At 37.3% G+C, this 19,414-nt stretch carries 9 protein-coding genes; 4 read left to right on the top strand and 5 right to left on the bottom strand.

The window, feature by feature from the left end; all coding sequences use genetic code 11:
- Positions 1-99: 99 nt before the first annotated feature.
- From HGD76_RS07300 to HGD76_RS07320, 5 genes are all read right to left on the bottom strand, one after another.
- Entirely contained in the window at positions 100-1,359 is a 1,260-nt protein-coding gene (locus HGD76_RS07300) for a glycosyltransferase family 2 protein (RefSeq protein WP_168695366.1), read from the bottom strand.
- Between the two features lie 130 nt (positions 1,360-1,489).
- Positions 1,490-1,948, bottom strand: a complete 459-nt coding sequence (locus HGD76_RS07305; RefSeq protein ID WP_168695367.1) for a DUF2141 domain-containing protein — start codon at positions 1,946-1,948, stop codon at positions 1,490-1,492.
- Positions 1,949-1,995: 47 nt separating this feature from the next.
- On the bottom strand, positions 1,996-3,000 hold the full coding sequence (locus HGD76_RS07310; protein WP_168695368.1) for an NAD-dependent epimerase/dehydratase family protein: 1,005 nt from the start codon (positions 2,998-3,000) through the stop codon (positions 1,996-1,998).
- Between the two features lie 194 nt (positions 3,001-3,194).
- Complete coding sequence (devC, locus tag HGD76_RS07315) at positions 3,195-4,373, bottom strand: ABC transporter permease DevC (protein ID WP_168650689.1); 1,179 nt, start codon at positions 4,371-4,373, stop codon at positions 3,195-3,197.
- A 116-nt stretch (positions 4,374-4,489) separates the two neighbouring features.
- Complete coding sequence (locus HGD76_RS07320; RefSeq protein WP_168695369.1) at positions 4,490-5,701, bottom strand: ABC exporter membrane fusion protein; 1,212 nt, start codon at positions 5,699-5,701, stop codon at positions 4,490-4,492.
- A 1,480-nt stretch (positions 5,702-7,181) separates the two neighbouring features.
- Here HGD76_RS07320 and HGD76_RS07325 point away from each other — a divergent pair.
- The 4 genes from HGD76_RS07325 (at position 7,182) to HGD76_RS07340 (ending at position 19,270) form a co-directional block, all read left to right on the top strand.
- Positions 7,182-12,560 carry a type I polyketide synthase gene (locus tag HGD76_RS07325; protein ID WP_168695370.1) on the top strand — a complete coding sequence of 1,793 codons (5,379 nt, stop codon included), beginning with the start codon at positions 7,182-7,184 and terminating at the stop codon, positions 12,558-12,560.
- Positions 12,561-12,735: 175 nt separating this feature from the next.
- Positions 12,736-14,466, top strand: a complete 1,731-nt coding sequence (locus tag HGD76_RS07330; protein ID WP_168695371.1) for an SDR family NAD(P)-dependent oxidoreductase — start codon at positions 12,736-12,738, stop codon at positions 14,464-14,466.
- Positions 14,467-14,610: 144 nt separating this feature from the next.
- On the top strand, positions 14,611-15,963 hold the full coding sequence (locus tag HGD76_RS07335) for a beta-ketoacyl [acyl carrier protein] synthase domain-containing protein (RefSeq protein ID WP_168695372.1): 1,353 nt from the start codon (positions 14,611-14,613) through the stop codon (positions 15,961-15,963).
- Between the two features lie 4 nt (positions 15,964-15,967).
- Positions 15,968-19,270: a PfaB family protein gene (locus HGD76_RS07340; RefSeq protein WP_168695373.1), complete on the top strand. Its 3,303-nt coding sequence runs from the start codon at positions 15,968-15,970 to the stop codon at positions 19,268-19,270.
- Positions 19,271-19,414 lie beyond the last annotated feature (144 nt).

Below are 19,414 nucleotides of genomic sequence, written 5' to 3' on the forward strand. Positions count from 1 at the left end.
TTGAAGTGAAATAGAAAATCTAAAATTCTCCCATTCTCTTAAATAGATATGTTGGGTTTTCTCAACCCAACCTACATTTGGTTGACTGAGGAATATTACTTAAAGAGATGTTTTGGGATCAATTGGTTGATCTAGCCATTGGTAAGGACGGTATTCAATTAACCGAATATTTTCACGTCCTTTAATGCGATAAGTCAGTCCACGCCAAGTAATTGTTGATACCCACAAAGAAGATAATATTGTTAACCCGTAAACCCATTGTGTTAGGGGAATAACTATCAACATTTTCAGGATAATTAAAGGTGACAATTTTGGTATTTTTTCACCTTGATTGTGCAGCACTTGATGTATGCCAAATTCCATCAATAGCATTAATAAAACTAAGCCAATGGTGTAGGAGATATAGACGGAAAATAATAAAGCCGCAGCGTCCCATTGAGCCTCCAGCAATAGCTGGAAAATAACGATGATGACTACATTGGGGACGATGATACTAGAATATGCTTCACTGATTATGGCTAACCACCGGGGATGATAAAGTTTAGAACCAATTATTAACCTTTTTAATGATTCTAGTAAGTTACGTAGACTACTTTCTTCCCGATTTAGCATCAATAAAGAAGGAATAAATTTGATTTGCAACTTTTCTTGCTTGATAAGTTTATGGAGAAGCATATCATCTGTTAATACTTCCCCCCACTTATCTAAAAGTTTGATGCGGTTTAATACTTCTGTTTTGATAGCTAATGTTCCACCCCAAGGAATCTGAAAGAGAAACATTTGCACTACGGTGGAAACGTTACCGGAGTAGCGAACTAATGAACCCCAATAATTACCTGTGGGAACATACCAACGATTTCCGGTTGTTAGTCCAACTTGATCATCAATGAGGGGGGTAACTAATTCTCGTAACCAATTAGGATGAGCTACGGTATCAGCATCTATAAAAGCTATAATTGGATAAGCATTATCCAAATCAGAAACAGCTTGAACTAGAGAACTACATTTAAGACTACAATTATGACGAACTGCTCTTAATGTGCTAATTTCGACGTTAGTTGCACCCAGTTGATTGATGGTTTCGGTGGCAATTTTAAAAGCTGGATCTTCTTTACTATCAATGATTAGCTTTAAATCATATTCTGGGTAATTTTGTTGTAACAGCGATCGCAAACAATTAGGTAAAAAAGGATCAGCCCCCCGCAAACAGAGGATTACTGCCGTTTTTGGTAACTGTTCATCTGGTAATGACTTGGGTTTGTGTGAACGTAAATACCATAAAAATACTAACGTTAAACAAGTTTGAATTACCAGCCAACCGAACAAAGACTTAGATAGAAATATCATAAAATCTGGCATTATTTCTATAGTCTTAGAAAGGAGTCAGGAGTCAGGAGTCAGGAGTCAGGAGTCAGGAGTCAGGAGAAAGGAGAAAGGAGAAAGAAGTTAGTAGGGGCGGGGTTTCCCCACCCAATATTCAAATTCTCAATTAGGGATCAAGAGAATATTTGAGAAAGATGTTAATGGTAGTATTCTTGTCAACCTTGAAACTGGAATTATTGAACTTTGGTGAGCCAGTGCTGATAGAAACAGTAGGATTTTTAGAAATCCCAAAACCTTCTTTAGGAATGCCAAAAAAGTCTTTATTGAGTTTGTGATCACCATTTTGATCATCAACTACAGCTACAGCATAAGTACCAGGTTTTAATCCAGAAAATACCTGCTTTACAGAATTGCCTGTAATTTGAGTACAACCGCTTTTAACTTCACTTTTAGCATTATTGGGAAATCCTTTTTCAGAGTTATAAACTCTCATACAAATTTCCCCAGTTTTGTTACGAATGCCATTAACAACAACAGTTAAAGATGTTGTTGATTCAGCCTGGGCTGCTTCTGCAAAACTGATAGTTAGTAACGTAGCAATCAACAGATTCACAATTTTTAACATTAGTTAATACTTCCTTTTTGTGAAAATTTACTTGTGGGGAATTTGATCTATTTCATCAGTTTTTGAATGTCAGTTTTTTGCAACCATTCATTGGTGCGGCGCATTCCTTCTGCTAAATCAATTTTTGCTTGATAATTCAAAATATTTTGCGCCTTTGCAATAGAATAGGCATAAGGACGACTCATAAAATCAACTGATTCTGGGAGAATATCAGCTTTTTTACGAAATAGTTTTTGCCCCTGAAGACGCACTTTCAAAAATAATTTCATTTCCTCTTTAGGTAAAGACATTGGTGCTGGTAAATTTTCCAATGATGCTAAATGAATAAAATACTCTTTCCAGGAAGTTTCTTTACCGTCGGTAATGTTAAAAACCTCTCCATAAGCGGATTTTTCTATGGCTAAAAAGATGGCATCAATTAGGTTATCTACATATAGATGATTCATCACACCCTTGCCTTCATTAGCATAGGCAAATAATTTTTGTCGCATCATCTGAATTGGCCGCACAATCCAAGGCAGACTTCCTGGCCCATAAACATCTCCAGCCCGAATAACAATTACTCCAAATTCTGGAGCATTATTAAGTTTTAAAACTTCGATTTCCGCTTCAATTTTTGTTTGACAATAAGCATTGTTTTCACCAGAAAGCACACCTGATTCTGTGACTTTATCTGAGTAATCAAACCCATATACTAAAGCAGTAGACAGATGAACAAATGTCTTCACACCAGCTTGTTTAGCAGCCTTAGCAATGTTTATAGTACCGCTAACATTTATTTCTCGAAAATGCTTAATATCCCCGGCTTCTTCGGCAAGTTGAGCATTGTGTAAAACTATATCTACTCCCTGACAAGCTTTTGAGCAAATTGCCGGGTCAGTGATATTACCGACAAAAATTTCTACACCTAACTTTTGGGCTGTTTGATCTTTAACTTGAGAACTTTGGATACCTTTAACTTTCATGCCTTGTGCTATGGCTAATTCGGCTGCACGTAAACCAATAAATTCGTCAATTCCAGTAATCAGCAGAGTTTTGTTTTGGAAGTTCATGGGGATATAAATAAGTGTTCGGTAATGGAAAAGTTATACAATCTAAGTTGAAAAATTGCGATTAAATGCAACTAGGAACTGTTGTATTTGCAAAAGAATTCTACTGTTGTGAATAACATTAAACTTCTATCTTTAGTTGGTTTTAGTCTAGAGAATATTTGGCAGAATTTGATAAATTTTAATGCAACAAATCTCTAGAAACTATCAGCCGGATCAGCAGAACGGAGTTTATTAATAGCTAACGCTCCAGAGGTGATGCAAATTAAGACTGTAGATACCAGAACAAGTAAGGCATTATTACTTGTCATCATGATCGGTAATTTAGTTGCTTTCATGGCAAAATCATACAAACCAATGGAAACAATGAAGCCAGGAATATAACCTAATAATGCTAAGATTAATGCTTGTTGAAAAACAACATTTAATAAATATCCATTAGCATAACCAATAGCTTTTAAAGTTGCGTAGGCAATAAATTGAGTGGCGATATTGCTATACAAAATTTGGTAAACAATTACCACACCGACTACAGAAGCCATAATTAGCATCAAGTTCAGAATAAAACCAATGGGGGTTCTGACTGACCAATATTGTTTTTCAAAATCAATAAATTCTTGACGAGTGAATATTTTTACATCATTTGGTAGATTGGCTTTTAAATTGGCTAAAACCTGTTTTATATCAGCACCGTCTTTGAGTTTAATTACCCCCATATCTATTTTTTCAACTGGACGGCTATTGGGATTTATTCTTAAAAAAGTCGAATCGCTCACAATTAAATTACCATCTACACCAAAGGAAGGTCCTAAACTAAATAAACCACCAACTCTGACTCGATAACCTTTGACAGCATCAAAGGGAAATATTTCAATTGGCTGTTCAGTATTTCCCTGATTAAATAATTCGGCTATGGGTCCAAATTCTGGACGGGCATCTCTATCAAATAGCATGACATCAGAGATTTTGAGTTTATCCAAATTTTGTTGAACTTCTGGAATATCTAGCACGGATTTTCCAGGGTCAAAACCAATGACATAAATTGAATATTTTTCACCACTAACGGGATTTTTTAATTTTGCAAATTGCAAATAAATTGAACTAACTGAATCAACACCATCAAACCCTAAAGTTTGGTATAACCGAGTGCGAGAAAAACTTTGAATTGCTGTCAAAGATTTGTATTGAGAACTAACTAAAAACAAATCACCATGCAATCGTTGATGTAGTGCTGTAGCGCTAGAATATAGTGCATCTTGGAAACCAAGTTGGATAAACATTAACAGCACAATAAAGCCAATTCCGGCTACAGCTATCACAAAACGAAGTTTCTGTTGGACAAGCTGTAGCCATCCTAAAGGAATTTTGAAATTCATATTAATTGTTAGTTGTTAGTTGTTAGTTGTCAGTTGTCAGTTGTCAGTTGTCAGTTGTCAGTTGTCAGTTGTAGAAAATAACCAATAACCAATAACTAATCACTAATAACCAATCACTAAATCTGGATTGCAACATCAACTTGCAAGTTAGTTAATCTCGATATCTTTTGACTATCGGTGGGATTATCAATAGATATTTTGACTTCAATTACTCTGCGGTCTGCATCAGAATTGGGATTAATACTAAAGATGCCTTGTTTATTAACTTGCCAACCAACTTCTCGGACAGTTCCTTGTAATTTGCCGGGAAATGTGGTGCTGGTAATGATAGCTTTTTGTCCAACTCGAACATTTTGAATATCAGTTTGATACACTTCTGCTAGAACTTGCATTTTTGATGTATTGCCAATTTCTGCAAAACCGGAAGTACCAATTACTTCGCCATTTCTGGCATTAATTCGCAAAACTGTACCATTTATAGTAGCAGCAATGTAAGTTAAATCATGGTCAGCTTTGGCTTGTTGCACTGCCGTTTCCGCGCTTTTGATTTCACTTTTTGCTAACTCTACATCTACGGTTCTAACTTCTTTAATACTATTAAGTTTGGATTTTCCTTCTTTGATTTGATCTTGGAAAGTATCTTGTGTCCGTTTGAGAGTAGCTTCAGCTTCTTTTAACTGCTGTTGTGTAGTTTTGAGAACTAAATTTTTACTATCAAAAACAGAAGCAGAAACAGCACCGTCTTTTGATAATTGCCGATAGCGATTACTCTCTTTTTGAGCATTTTCAACTTCAGCCCGAATGCGGTTAATTGTTGCTGCTTGAGCCGCAATGTCTCCTTTAAATTGAGAATTTAACCTGGTAATTGTGGCTTTTTGAGCATTGATATCTCCAGTTTTTGCTCCAGCTTGTACCTGTGCAAGTTTAGTTCTGGCAATTAACAATTTATCAAATGCCTGTTGGATAGCTGCTTGAGAACGAGCATAGTTTTCTAGATAAGCTAATACTTGTCCTTTTTTAACATCATCTCCTTCCTTGACCAACAGTTTTTCTACTCGTACACCATTGATAGAATTAGGAGCAGATAAATAAGTAATTTTATCTTGTGGTTGCAATCTTCCTAAAGCAGTTACGGCAACTTTAACGGGAATGGGTTGAGATTTAATAATGGGAGCAATAGCAGAAGATTGAGTCTGGGAATTTATCTTTAATTGATGAAAAATGTATAAAGATACTAAACCCGTAGAGAAAGTTAGAGAAGTTGCCAGAATTATTCTCCACTTTAACGCAGTTAGGTTGAATAATTGGCGTTCTTTATTTACTGCCATATTTTTATTCCAATGGTGTTATGTCGGAAAATACTCGTAATGGTTATAGACGGATTCTCTGTTACTTTTATAAAAGAGATATGTCTAATTATTTATGTATGAATTGTTGTCAGCATTTTTAGCTGTTATAAATACCTAAATTAGCGGTGTTTTTACTTCTAATCATCCATGAGGATCGCCACGCTACGCTATCAGTTTTATCTTGAATTGGCATTTAATTAAGTAGCCTAAAATACGATAGCTCTAGGGAGAAATAAAAATCTTCAATTCCCAAGTGGTGATGATGCTAATAACTTGGGGAATGAATAAACTTATCTGCAATTATCCCAAATAACTTTGATATTGTCAACTAAATTTAGTTGCTTTAATTAATAAAATCCTTGACTAGATACTATATTTAATTACTCATAAATTAATCTAAAAATCTGTATTTTTTTTAGCAAATTCTCATAAATAAATACAAATTGTCCATATTTCATCACAATTGATATGTTTACAGGTTAGTGTTCAACATCCAACAAATTAATGTTTGGTTTATAAATAACCAATTGTCTAGAAAAGGTGAGTTATCTTATAAATTCATCAAAAACCAAGACTTGATTATGATAGTTTGCTCAAAAAACACCCAATTATGTGCAAATATTTCTATTGTATATTTATTGATTAGTTACTTATGAGACAATTTAGATAAAATCCCTGAATTATCAGGAAAAGATTGATGTTAAATCCGTAATTACCCAAGATATGTTATTCACAAATTCAGTTCTAGATTATACTCAGATAATTATGTTTTATTTAAAAGGAGATCAATTAACAAATATTTTCCTCCAAAAATTAGCAAAAATGAACTATTCCATTTTCATAAGCTGTGCTAGTCTTTTTATTAATTCAACATTTATGAATGAAAAATAAATTGTTGAGTTTATTTCTATAAACAGAAGAAATACTAAAATCCACTCAGCTTTGTACAGCAGAATTGCCTAAAGAAACAAAACCTATTCTTTGATAAACCGGGGTTTTGCATCTCACTAAGTTACAAACTGCTAGACTATTGAAAAGCTGTTTAAGTATTTTTTCACTATTCACAGAATTTGCCACAGAGTGCTGATTATTTTGTAACGATTTTGGCAGCTTTTATCAGTCTAATCATCTAAAATAGGTTATCCTGGACTTTAAAAACTGGCAACTGCTATATCAACATACAGAACATTATTCCTCCATAGGTAAAACATTCAATGATTAAGAGATAAAACCGTTTCTGTATTCATACATATCCTTCAGATTAAGTATGTTCTATTGCCAGTTCGCTTGGTGTTAAAGAAATGTAGGTTAGTAATATCCAAACAAAATTATGAAATGTTGGGTTGCGTTCCTTAACCCAACCTACTTGCGGTGATTGGGTGAATGTAGATAGTTATTCTATCTGCTAATAGCTTAATTTACTGCACAATTTACCGTACTCAAAATTAGTCTATGTCCTATGTCTTCCCCCCTTCAAAAGATAGACACGATAAATAGTTCTTTGACGGAATTAGAAGCCCAAATTAATAGTTTTGAACAGGCTGTGCTGAAGTTTATAGAGGAAGGAAAAATGAATTCAGGAAACCTAGAAAATTCGATAAATTCCATGTCAACTAAGGAAATTAATAGAAAACTACACACAACTCCCATAGCTATTATTGGCATGGCTTCCTTAATGCCTCAATCGAGAACATTAAGGGATTACTGGCAAAATATTGTTAATAAAATTGACTGTATCACTGATGTTCCTTCTACTCATTGGAGCGTAGAAGATTACTATGATCCTAATCCGAGAACAGCAGAAGATAAAACCTATTGTAAACGTGGTGGTTTTATTCCTGAAGTTGATTTTAACCCTATGGAATTTGGTATTCCTCCCAGCATTTTAGAAGTTACAGATGTTTCTCAACTATTAAGTTTAGTAGTTGCTAAAGAAACAATGGAAGATGCTGGTTATAGCGAATCCCGTGAATTTAGCCGCGAAAATATCGGCGTGATTTTGGGTGTAGCTATGGGCAAACAATTGGGAATGCCATTAACTGCCAGATTGGAATATCCGGTTTGGGAAAAAGTTCTCAAAAGCAGTGGTCTATCTGACGAAGATACTAAAAAGATTGTTGATAAAATCAAATCTGCTTATGTGAAATGGGATGAAAATGCTTTCCCTGGAATGTTAGCAAATGTGGTGGCTGGCAGAATTGCTAACCGTCTCAACTTTGGCGGTACAAACTGTGTAGTTGATGCGGCTTGTGCTAGTTCCTTTGGGGCATTAAAAATGGCCATTAGTGAATTAGTTGAACACCGTAGCAATATGATGTTAACCGGTGGAGTAGACACCGATAACACAATCATGGCTTACATCTCATTTAGCAAAACTCCAGCAGTTACTCCTAGCGAGAATGTGAAACCATTTGATGCTAAATCTGATGGGATGATGTTAGGTGAAGGTATTGGGATGATTCTCCTCAAACGCTTAGAAGATGCCCAAAAAGATGGGGATAAAATCTATGCGGTAATCAAGGGAATTGGTACTTCTAGTGATGGGCGTTATAAGAGTATTTATGCCCCTAGAAAAGAAGGACAAGTTAAAGCCTTAGAACGGGCTTATGATGATGCTGGATTTTCTCCGGCAACTGTGGGTTTAATGGAAGCACACGGTACAGGAACAATGGCAGGAGATCCCATAGAATTCAGTTCTTTAAGAGATTTCTTTGGTAAACATGACACCCAAAAACAACATATTGCTTTGGGAAGTGTAAAATCACAAATTGGACATACAAAAGCCGCCGCAGGTGCAGCCAGCCTTATTAAAACTGCCCTAGCATTGCATCATAAAGTATTGCCAGCAACCATCAATATTACCGAACCAAATCCCAAATTAGATATTGAAAATTCCTCCTTTTATCTCAATACTCAAACTAGACCTTGGATCAAAGCAGAAGGTGAAACTCCCCGACGTGCGGGGGTGAGTGCCTTTGGTTTTGGTGGCACAAATTATCACGTTGTTTTGGAAGAATACGAACCAGAACAACAAAGTTCTTATCGTTTACATGGTGCAGCCGGTGAAGTGCTATTATTTGGTGCTACTCATGCGGAATTAATTAGCAAGTTAGAAGCAACTTTAAATAATTTGCAAGCTAACGACGGCGAAAGATTCTATTCTCAATTATTGTTAGATTGTCAATCTTTAGCTATTCCTACAACTGCCCTAAGAATTGGTTTTGTATCTGAGAATTTACAAGAAGCTTGTAAGTTACTGCAAGTTAGTCTTGGTTTACTCAAAAGTAAGCCTGATGCAATTTATTGGGAACATCCTCAAGGTATTTATTACCGTTCTTCGGGAATGGATTTAGGTGGAAAAGTTGTCGCTTTATTCTCTGGACAAGGTTCTCAATACTTGGAAATGGGCAGAGAAGCGGTGATGAATTTCCCCAGCTTGCGACAGTTATATGGCAAGATGGATCATCTGTTCAAGCAAAGCAATTTACAACCAGTTTCTGAAGTTGTTTTCCCTCATTCTACCTTTGATGAAGTTGAGAAAAAAGCCCAAGTTGCAACTTTGCAAAGAACGGAATATGCCCAACCGGCAATTGGGGTTTTTAGTGCTGGGTTGTATGGAATTTTGCAACAAGCTGGGTTTAAGGCAGATTTCACCGCAGGACATAGTTTTGGTGAATTAACCGCTTTGTGGGCTGCGGGAGTATTGAGTGAGGGTGATTATTTGTTCCTGGTGAAAGCTAGAGGACAGGCAATGGCCGCACCCAAAGACCCAGATCATGACGCTGGTAGTATGTTAGCGGTGAAGGAAGATATCAGCAAAATTGAACCGGTGCTGAAGCAGTTTCCAAAAGTAAGTATTGCTAACTTTAATTCTCCTACCCAAATTGTTTTAGCCGGTCCAAAGTTAGAAATTCAAAAAGTTCAAGATGCTTGCGAAAAGTTAGGATATAGTGCAGTTTTATTGCCTGTGTCTGCGGCTTTCCATACTCCATTAATAGCATTCGCGCAAAAATCCTTTGCCATTGCTACTAAATCGGTAACTTTCCACAATCCCCAAATTCCGGTTTTTAGTAATGTCACTGGTAAACATTATCCCCAAAATGCAGCGGCAATTCAAAAGAACGTAGAAAGCCATTTGGCTAGTTCTGTATTGTTCAAACAAGAGATTGAAAATATCTATGGGGCTGGTGGTTATTGCTTCGTAGAATTTGGACCAAAACGGGTGTTAAGTAACTTGGTAAAAGATACATTAGGCGATCGCCCCCATCTTACCATATCTCTAAATCCCAGCGCCTCCAAAAACAGCGATCGCTCTTTGCGAGAAGCCGCAGTTCAGTTGCGAGTTATCGGCATGAATTTGGGCAATCTTGACCCCTACAAACTCCCTGCCGTATTCCCTCCCATTGCCAACAAAAAGACCCTCAGCGTCAAATTAACCGGGATTAACTACATTTCCGACAAAACCAAAAATGCCTTTACAGAAGCATTAGCGGACGGACATAAAATTTCCGGAATTCAGGAGTTCAGGAATGCCTCCGCTGGAGGAGCTTCGCTAACAGAAGTTCAGGAGTTCAAGAGTTTAGAAATAGAGACTCCCGTAACTGGCAAAATTTCCCCAACCAACGGACATAACGGCAACGGTAACGGACATAAAAAACAACCCCTCATTGAAACTGAGTTACAGCCACAGATGACTACTACTGCAACCATCATAAAAGAACCTCAAAAAGAACCCAGATCAGAATTGTTCACGCAGCAACTCGAAGGGAAGATGCAAACACCAGATAAACTGATAAATTGCCAACAAATTCTCACCAGCTTAGGAACACTTTTGAGCCAGTTCCAGCACAACCAAAGCGAGAATTTAGAAGTTCACGGCACATATCTTAATAATCAGATAGAATACGCGAAAACTTTCTTTCAATTAATGCAGCAGCAAAACACCTTATTTGCTAATGCTAAATCTTCTGCTGAAGCTGCTCAAATTAAGCAAGTGATCATGGAAAGCTTAGAGCGGAGTATGATGCAGTTTCATTCCCAACAAGGTGAAACCCTCCGCATTCATGAACAATATCTGCGGGAACAGATAGAATATACCAAACACTTTTTCCAACTCATTCAAGAAGAATATTCTCAACTCATTTCTGATACCCAAGCAGCAGCACCAGCAAATATATATGCTGCTCCAGAAGAAGCACCTGTAGCTCCTACTGTCACCATAATTCCCCCTCAAGCATTACCAGTAATTGAGCTAAAAGTTCAATTAGCAGAACCTATTCCCCCAGTAATTGAAGTTGCAAAACCTGTAATTGCTGCACCAGTAATTGAACCTGAACCAATTATTATTCCCCAGTCCCCAGTTGCATTCATACCAGAACCCGCAACTAGCAGCCTAAATCTTGATGATCTAGCTAACAATCTATTAAGTATCACCAGCGAAAAAACTGGTTATCCTATCGAAATGCTAGAACTCGATATGGACATGGAAGCCGACTTAGGTATTGACTCCATTAAACGGGTAGAAATTCTGGGAGGATTGCAAGAATTATACCCCAACTTACCTAAACCCAACCTGGAAGAACTGGCAGAAAAACGCACCATTGGTCAAGTTGTCGAATATCTGCAAGGACAACAACAGGTAACAGCAGAAATCACACCTGAACAAATTATCATTCCTCAAGTGCAAACCCAGGTAATAGAGGAAGTAATACCAGAATCAATTTCCGTTCCCCAGTCCCCAGTCCCCAATCCCCAGTACCAAGATTTAGGACAAACCCTGTTAAACATCACCAGTGAAAAAACAGGTTATCCAGTGGAAATGCTGGAACTGGACATGGACATGGAAGCCGATTTAGGCATAGATTCCATCAAACGGGTAGAAATACTGGGAGCAATGCAGGAAGCGTATCCTGACTTACCCAAACCCAATATTGAAGAATTAGGCGACTTACGGACAATCGGGCAAATCGTTAACTACCTCCAATCACTGGTGGGAGGTGAAAAAAAAAAGCCGCAGTTTGATGTTAACCAGATAACCCCCCTTAATCCTCCCTTGTTCAGGGGGGAAACCACAGAGGTGGTTGATTTAACCCCACCTCCTATCGTAGACATCAATCTTCCCCGTCGTCCAGTTAAGCTAAGAACCTTACCCAGACCAGATTTTTTGGAAGCGCAGTTACCCCAAGGACACATTGGTTTAATCACTGATGATGGTTCTTTAACTACCACCAAACTAGCCCACGCACTGATAGAACAAGGTTGGAAAGTAGTAGTTTTAAGTTTCCCCCAATCGTTAGTTGCATCGCAATTGCCATTACCCGCAGGTGTTACCCGCGTCACATTGGCAAACATGAGTGAACAACATCTGCAATTATTATTGCAAAGTGTGACTACTAAACACGGACCGATTGGGGCATTTGTTCACCTACATCCTCAATTTACACCGGAAAAACCTGGACATATTTCCTATCCAGAAGCAGAAAAGGCAATTATTAAACGAGTGTTTTTAATGGCAAAACATCTGAAAACAACTTTGAATAATGCCGCATCTTTAGCAGGAAGAACCAGTTTTTGTACAGTAGCCCATCTTGACGGTGAATTGGGCTTAGGACATCAAACTAATTTTAGTGCAATTGGTGCTGGTTTGTTTGGTTTAACGAAGAGTTTGCGCTGGGAATGGCCACAGGTATTCTTCCGAGCAATTGACCTGAATCCCACTTTAGATCCTCATGAATCTGCTGAATATATCGTTGCTGAATTGCACGATTCTAATCGCTATATTGGCGAAGTTGGTTATGGTAATCAAGGAAGAGTAACGCTGGTGGCAAAAAGTGAGTAATGTCTAAACTGTGATTTGTTTGATTAGTTTGATTTTTTTGATTGAATTATTTGCTGAGTTTACTGGATTCATTTCTTGTTTATTTTCTCATCAATCAATAAATCATCCCCATCAAACAAATCACATAAATCATAGTTTAGACGAATTAATCAAATACATCCTACAAATCATAGTTATGACTGCAACTGTTCAAGTTAGCCCATCTTCTGTCTTTGTTGTCAGTGGTGGCGCAAAGGGAATCACTGCTCAATGTACTATTAAATTAGCTCAACATCAACCTTGTAAGTTTATTCTTTTAGGTCGTTCGGAAATTACCACAGAACCAGAATATGCTCATAATTGTTTAGATGATTCGGCTTTGAAAAAGCGCATTATGGAAAATTTGATTTCTCAAGGTGAGAAACCAACACCCATGATGGTACAAAAGATATTTAATCAGATTAATTCTAGTCGGGAAATTAAGAAGACTTTAGCAGCTATTGAAGCTACAGGAGGAAAGGCTGAATATATTAGTGTTGATGTCACTGATACTGTAAAATTACAAGCTAAACTTCAAGAAATTTCTGATAAAGTTGGTCAAATTACCGGAATTATTCACGGTGCTGGTAACTTAGCAGATAAGTTAATTGAAAAAAAGACAGAAGATGATTTTGAGAAAGTTTACACTGCTAAAGTTCAGGGTTTAGAAAATCTCCTATCTTGTGTTAATCCCCAGCAATTACAACATTTAGTATTGTTTTCTTCCGTGACGGGATTTTATGGTAATATCGGTCAAAGTGATTATGCGATCGCTAATGAAATTCTCAGTAAATCAGCCCATTTGATGAAACAATATAACCCTAATTGTCATGTAGTGGCAATTAACTGGGGTGGTTGGGATAGTGGCATGGTGACACCACAATTAAAAAAAGCATTTGCAGAAAGAGGAATTAGTATTATTCCCGTAGAAGTTGGGACACAAATGTTAGTTAATGAACTACATCCAGCCTATCAAGATCATCCACAAGTTGTCATTGGTAGTCCCATGAAACTACCACCTGCTCCTTTAGGTTTAGAACTTCGTAGCTATCGCATTCGCAGAAGAATGACATTAGCAGAAAATCCATTTTTGCATGATCATACAATTGCAGGTTCACCAGTTTTACCAGCAACCTGTGCTAAATCATGGATGGTAAATGGCTGTGAAGAAATTTATCCAGGTTACACATATTTCAGTTGCCAAGACTTCAAAGTTTTAAAAGGAATCACCTTTAATTCTACCTTGGCTAAAGAACATATTCTAGAAATCCAAGAAGTTGCCAAAGTTGATGGTGATTTTGTCGAATTTCAGACCAAAATATTGAGCAAAACCCCCGAAGGTAGAACTCATTATCACTTTAGTTCTCTGATAAAACTGGTAAAAAATATGCCAGAAGCGCCCATTTATGAAGCAATGGATCTCAGAGAAGATAATATCGTCACTGATACAGCCAAAGACTTCTATCAAAATGGTGATTTATCCCTATTTCATGGACCAGCTTTCCAGAAAATTACCAAAGTTTTAAATATTAGCTCAGAAAAACTCACAGCCGAATGTTGTTGGCAAGAAATCACAGCCAAAGAACAAGGACAATTTCCCGTAAAATGGCACAACCCTTACATCATTGACTTGAGTACCCAAACATTATGGTTATGGTTAAATTATATCCATAAAGAAGTTTGTTTACCAGGACAATTAACATACTGTGAACAATATCTAGCAGTACCATTTAACGTCCCATTTTATGTTTCCTGTGAAATCATAGGTAAAACCGACACAGGTGCAACAGTCAACTTCATTATTCATAATCGTCAAGGAAAAATCTACTCCAAAATCTTAGGAGCAAAAGCAGTAATCTGGCCAATGAAAATGTTAAATAAAAAGTAAAATAATATGAAACTCTAATTCTTTGCGCCTTTGCTCCTTTGTGCCTTTGCGCGAAACAAATTCATATTATTAATCCTTGCCGATTGGGGGAATAGCGTAAATCCTTTTCAGTCACGTCTTATGCCCCAACGAGGATTTTCAAAAGTGGAAAAAATAGCAATCATCGGGTTATCTTGCCTATTTCCCGATGCTAATAATCCTGAAGAATTTTGGCAGAATCTCACCGCAGAAAAAGATTCCACATCATCTATAACTGTAGCGGATTTGGGAATAGATCCCGCTATATTCTACGATGAAACCAAAGGTAAACCGGAAAAATTCTACTTTCAAAAAGGTGGTTTTATCCGCGACTTTAAATTTGATGCCAACGAGTATAACTTACCTGCGGCATTTGTTGAAAGCTTAGATAATACCTTTAAATGGTCATTGTACGCTGCCAAACAAGCCATCATTCAAAGTGGCTATCTGGGAAATCAAACTGCACTTGCAAAATGTGGCGTAGTTTTAGGAACTTTGGGATTACCAACCAAAGCTTCTAATAGTCTATTTGCTCCTATTTATCAGCAAAATATTGAACCTGCAATTAGTGAACTATTACAGGAAAAAGACTTTCATTTAGGAGGTTCATCAACCTCCACAAAAGTCTCTCCATACAATGCTATGGTTTCCGGTTTACCCGCTGCCATAGTTTCCAAAGCCTTTTCTTTATCTGCAACTCATTTCTGTATAGATGCTGCTTGTTCGTCATCATTTTACGCCATTAAATTAGCATCCCATTATTTACAATCTGGCAAAGCAGATTTGATGTTAGCTGGTGCAATTAGTTGTGCAGATCCATTATTTGTCAGAATGTTATTTTCTGGTATTCAAGGATATCCAGATAATGGCATTAGTCGTCCTCTCGATAAGTCATCACGCGGGTTAATTACCTCCGAAGGAATTGGGATGGTAATGCTCAAAAGATACAGTGATGCTGTGAGAGATGGTGACAAAATTCTCGCCACAATTTGTGGTAATGGACTATCTAATGATGGCAAAGGGAAACATCTTCTCAGTCCTAATCCTCAAGGGCAAACTCTGGCATATCAAAGAGCTTATTCAGAGGCTAAACTTAACCCCCAAACTATTGATTATTTAGAGTGTCATGCCACTGGCACTCTATTGGGAGATACCACAGAATGTAACTCAATTGAAGGCTTTTTTAGTCCATATAAAGCAGCACCATTAGTAGGTTCAACCAAAACAAATGTTGGTCATTTACTTGTGGCTGCGGGCATGGTAGGCATAACCAAGACAATTTTAAGTATGTCTCATGGGGTTATTCCTCCAACTATTCAGGTGACTCAACCCATAGGTTCTGAAAACAATGTTGTCTCTCCAAAAAGCATTGTCAGAACGCCGACGAAATGGCCGAGTCAAGAAACTAAAAGAGTAGCTTTAAGTGCGTTTGGTTTTGGTGGAACAAACTCTCATATCATTCTAGAACAGGGGAAGTAAGCAAATGAATATTCAGCAAAACAAGACTGCAAAAATGGCAATTGTGGGCATGGATGCCTTTTTTGGAGAATGTCAGGAATTAGATGCCTTTGAGAGCAGCATTTATGATGGAAAACAGCATTTTATTCCTCTACCAGAATCAAGATGGCATGGTATTAATGAACAAGAAACTTTACTGCGAGAGTATGGTTTAGAAGCAGGAAAAGTCCCCCAAGGAGCATATATTGATGATTTTGAAGTTGATACTTTAGCTTACAAAATTCCTCCTAATGAAGTTGAAAAAATCAACTCTCAACAACTTTTATTATTAAGAGTTGCTGACCGCGCCCTCAAAGATGCCGGACTTTCACCTAATAATAATGTAGCGGTAATTATCGCCGCAGATACAGAATTATCTGTACATCAACTCCAACAAAGATGGAATTCATCTTGGCAAATAAAAGATGGTTTGAATGGGGCAGAAATTGCCTTATCACCAGAAAAAATCAATCAACTAGAAGGCATTGTTCAAGATAGTATTCACAATCAAGTTGAATTGAGTGAATATCTGAGTTACGTTACCAATATTATGGCTAGTCGGATTTCCTCTTTATGGAATTTTTCTGGTCCATCTTTTACCATTAGTGCCGTCGAAACAGCCGCTTTTAAAGCCCTAGAACTAGCGCAAATGCTGCTAGATACTAATGAAGTAGATGCTGTAGTTGTGGGTGCTGTTGACTTAGCAGGAGGGGTAGAAAATGTCTTATTGCGAAGTCAATTTGGCACAATTAATACAGGAGTCAATACTTTAAGTTTTGACGAAAAAGCCAATGGTTGGAATGTGGGAGAAGGTGCAGGTGCAGTTGTTCTTAAACGCCATGATACGGCGTTAGCAAATAACCAACGTATCTATGCAGTAATTGATGGTATTAGCATTGGTCAAGCTCCCTCAATGGCTGTAGATAGCCATACCATTAGCCAAGTATGTCAACAAGCTTTTCAACAAGCCGGAATTGAACCCACAAAAGTCAATTATTTGGAAGTCTGCGCTAGTGGTATTCCCGCAGAAGACGAAGCCGAAATTAACGGTATCCTTCAAGCTTATCCTGCCGTTGGTGATGGTTTACACTGCGCTATAGGTAGCGTTAAAGCTAATATTGGTCATACCTTCGTTGCGTCCGGAATTGCCAGTTTAATAAAAACTGCACTGAGTATTTATCACAGATATATTCCCGGAACTCCCAATTGGTCTGGTGTCAAAACACCGCAAGTATGGGAAGGTAGTCCTTTCTATGTTGCAACTGAGTCCAGACCTTGGTTTTTGCAAAAAGAGGTCAAATCTCGAATTTCCGCGATTAATAGTATTGGTTGTGACGGTTCTTTTGCCCATATCATCCTATCAGAAGAAACCGCACAACCAGAACGTACCAGCACATATTTAGAATCAAGACCTTTGCATTTATTACCCATTGCAGCAGATGATCAATCTAGCTTATTAGCAGCGTTGGATCATTTGCAAGCAACAATTGAAAATGCTGATTCTCTCAAAAATATTGCTAGTCAAACCTTTGTTAAATTTCAACAAAACTCTGACAGCAAATATACACTTTCCCTAACTGGACGCAACCAAAAAGAATTAATTAAAGAAATTAATTCTGCTAAAAAAGGTGTAACTAATGCCTTTGTAAATGGCAAAGATTGGCAGACTCCCATAGGTAGTTATTTCACACCCAAACCCCTGGGGAAAAATGGAGAAATTGCCTTTGTTTATCCCGCTGCTGTTAATACTTATTTAGGAATTGGTCGGAGTCTTTTCCGTTTATTTCCTAAAGTCTTAGATGATGTCATTATCAAAAGTCTTGACGAACGAGCAGCAGATGTGGAAAAGTTGGTATTTCCGAGAAGTTTGAGTAAATTATCAACTCGACAATTGGAAACATTAGAAAAGAAATTGCTGGATGATTCCTTAGCAATGTTTGAAGCAGAAGTGCTTTTTACCAGATTAATCTCCACAATTATCACCGAGGATTTTAACATTAAACCTAAATATGTCTTCGGATATAGTTTAGGTGAAACTAGCATGATGGTTGCTCAAGGAGTATGGAGCAATTTTTATGAAGTTAGTCATACTTTTAATTCATCAGCTTTATTTGGAGATAGATTATCTGGTTCCAAAAACGCTGTCCGTGAGTATTGGGGACTACCAAAAACTGACACAAATCCAGAGAATAAGTTATGGGCTAACTACGTTCTTATGGCTACTCCAGCCCAAGTTAGAGAATGTTTAAAAAATGAAACCCGTGTTTACCTAACACAGATTAATACTCCAGAAGAAGTATTAATTGCCGGAGAACCAGCAGCTTGTGAGCGAGTAATTAAAACCCTGGGTTGTAATTCTTTTCCTGCTCCTTTTGATCATGTGATTCATTGTCAAGCAATGCAATCAGAATCTCAAGAATTAGAAACCTTATACACATTACCAGCACAAAAAATCCCCGGAATCAAGTTTTACTCCGCTGCTGAATATCAATCAATTGAAATTGAAAGCAACCAAATTGCCCACAATATTGCCACAGGATTATGTCAACAACTCGACTTTCCCCGCTTAGTTAATCGCGTCTATGGTGACGGAGCAAAAATCTTTATTGAAGCCGGTGCAGGTGGTATTTGTTCACGCTGGATAGATAAAAATCTGGGTAATCAAGAACATCTTACCGTATCCCTAAACCGACGGGGTACAGATGACCATAGTTCCCTAATTAAAGCATTAGCAAAACTATTGAGTCATCAAGTAAACTTGAATCTCGCTCCTTTGTATAACCTATCCTCAGAAAACACCCAACAGAAAAAAGCTGCACTGAGGAAAGTTACATTAGGTGGTAATTCCATGACTTCTGCAATTTTGAATGCAGAAAATCGCCAAATATTTGCTAATAACCAAAAGCAAACAATTTCTACTCATCAAGAGTATAAAATCATCAATTCCCTACAGACATCGGAGAAGATAGCGCCCACAGAAATTTACCCCAAACCACAGAAAAATACCATGAAAACGATCATGGAGAACGGTTTGGAATTGTCAAAGAAACTAAAATTCTTTGAGTCAACAAAAATCATTAAGCAAAACATAAATCAAGAATCTAGTGGAAAAATTAGCATGAATGATTTAAAAATTGCTCAGTATCAAAACCTGAGTAACAACACCGCCAAATTAACTAAAACACACACAAGTTTCTTAGCAGCTAGACAAGATTTTAGTCAACAAATGAGCGAAATCATTCAATTGCAATTAGCTTGCGCTCAAAACCTACTCAACGAAGAAAAATAACCAAAAATCGGCGTTGCTAAATTGACGTATGAAATTGAAAAATCTCAAACTTTGCGCCTTAGCTCCTTTGCGTCTTTGCGCGAAACATATTCATATATTTGATCAGCAACGCCAATTTTTTTACTTCATTTCAAATACCCTGCT

The organism is Dolichospermum flos-aquae CCAP 1403/13F (genome assembly GCF_012516395.1).
In the GTDB taxonomy this organism is placed as follows: domain Bacteria; phylum Cyanobacteriota; class Cyanobacteriia; order Cyanobacteriales; family Nostocaceae; genus Dolichospermum; species Dolichospermum lemmermannii.

What these genes read in the sequence shown, in the direction of transcription:
- HGD76_RS07300 (WP_168695366.1), bottom strand. Translation starts at nt 1,359, where the DNA reads ATGCCAGATTTTATGATATTTCTATCTAAGTCTTTGTTCGGTTGGCTG.
- HGD76_RS07305 (WP_168695367.1), bottom strand. Translation starts at nt 1,948, where the DNA reads ATGTTAAAAATTGTGAATCTGTTGATTGCTACGTTACTAACTATCAGT.
- HGD76_RS07310 (WP_168695368.1), bottom strand. Translation starts at nt 3,000, where the DNA reads ATGAACTTCCAAAACAAAACTCTGCTGATTACTGGAATTGACGAATTT.
- devC (WP_168650689.1), bottom strand. Translation starts at nt 4,373, where the DNA reads ATGAATTTCAAAATTCCTTTAGGATGGCTACAGCTTGTCCAACAGAAA.
- HGD76_RS07320 (WP_168695369.1), bottom strand. Translation starts at nt 5,701, where the DNA reads ATGGCAGTAAATAAAGAACGCCAATTATTCAACCTAACTGCGTTAAAG.
- HGD76_RS07325 (WP_168695370.1), top strand. Translation starts at nt 7,182, where the DNA reads ATGTCTTCCCCCCTTCAAAAGATAGACACGATAAATAGTTCTTTGACG.
- HGD76_RS07330 (WP_168695371.1), top strand. Translation starts at nt 12,736, where the DNA reads ATGACTGCAACTGTTCAAGTTAGCCCATCTTCTGTCTTTGTTGTCAGT.
- HGD76_RS07340 (WP_168695373.1), top strand. Translation starts at nt 15,968, where the DNA reads ATGAATATTCAGCAAAACAAGACTGCAAAAATGGCAATTGTGGGCATG.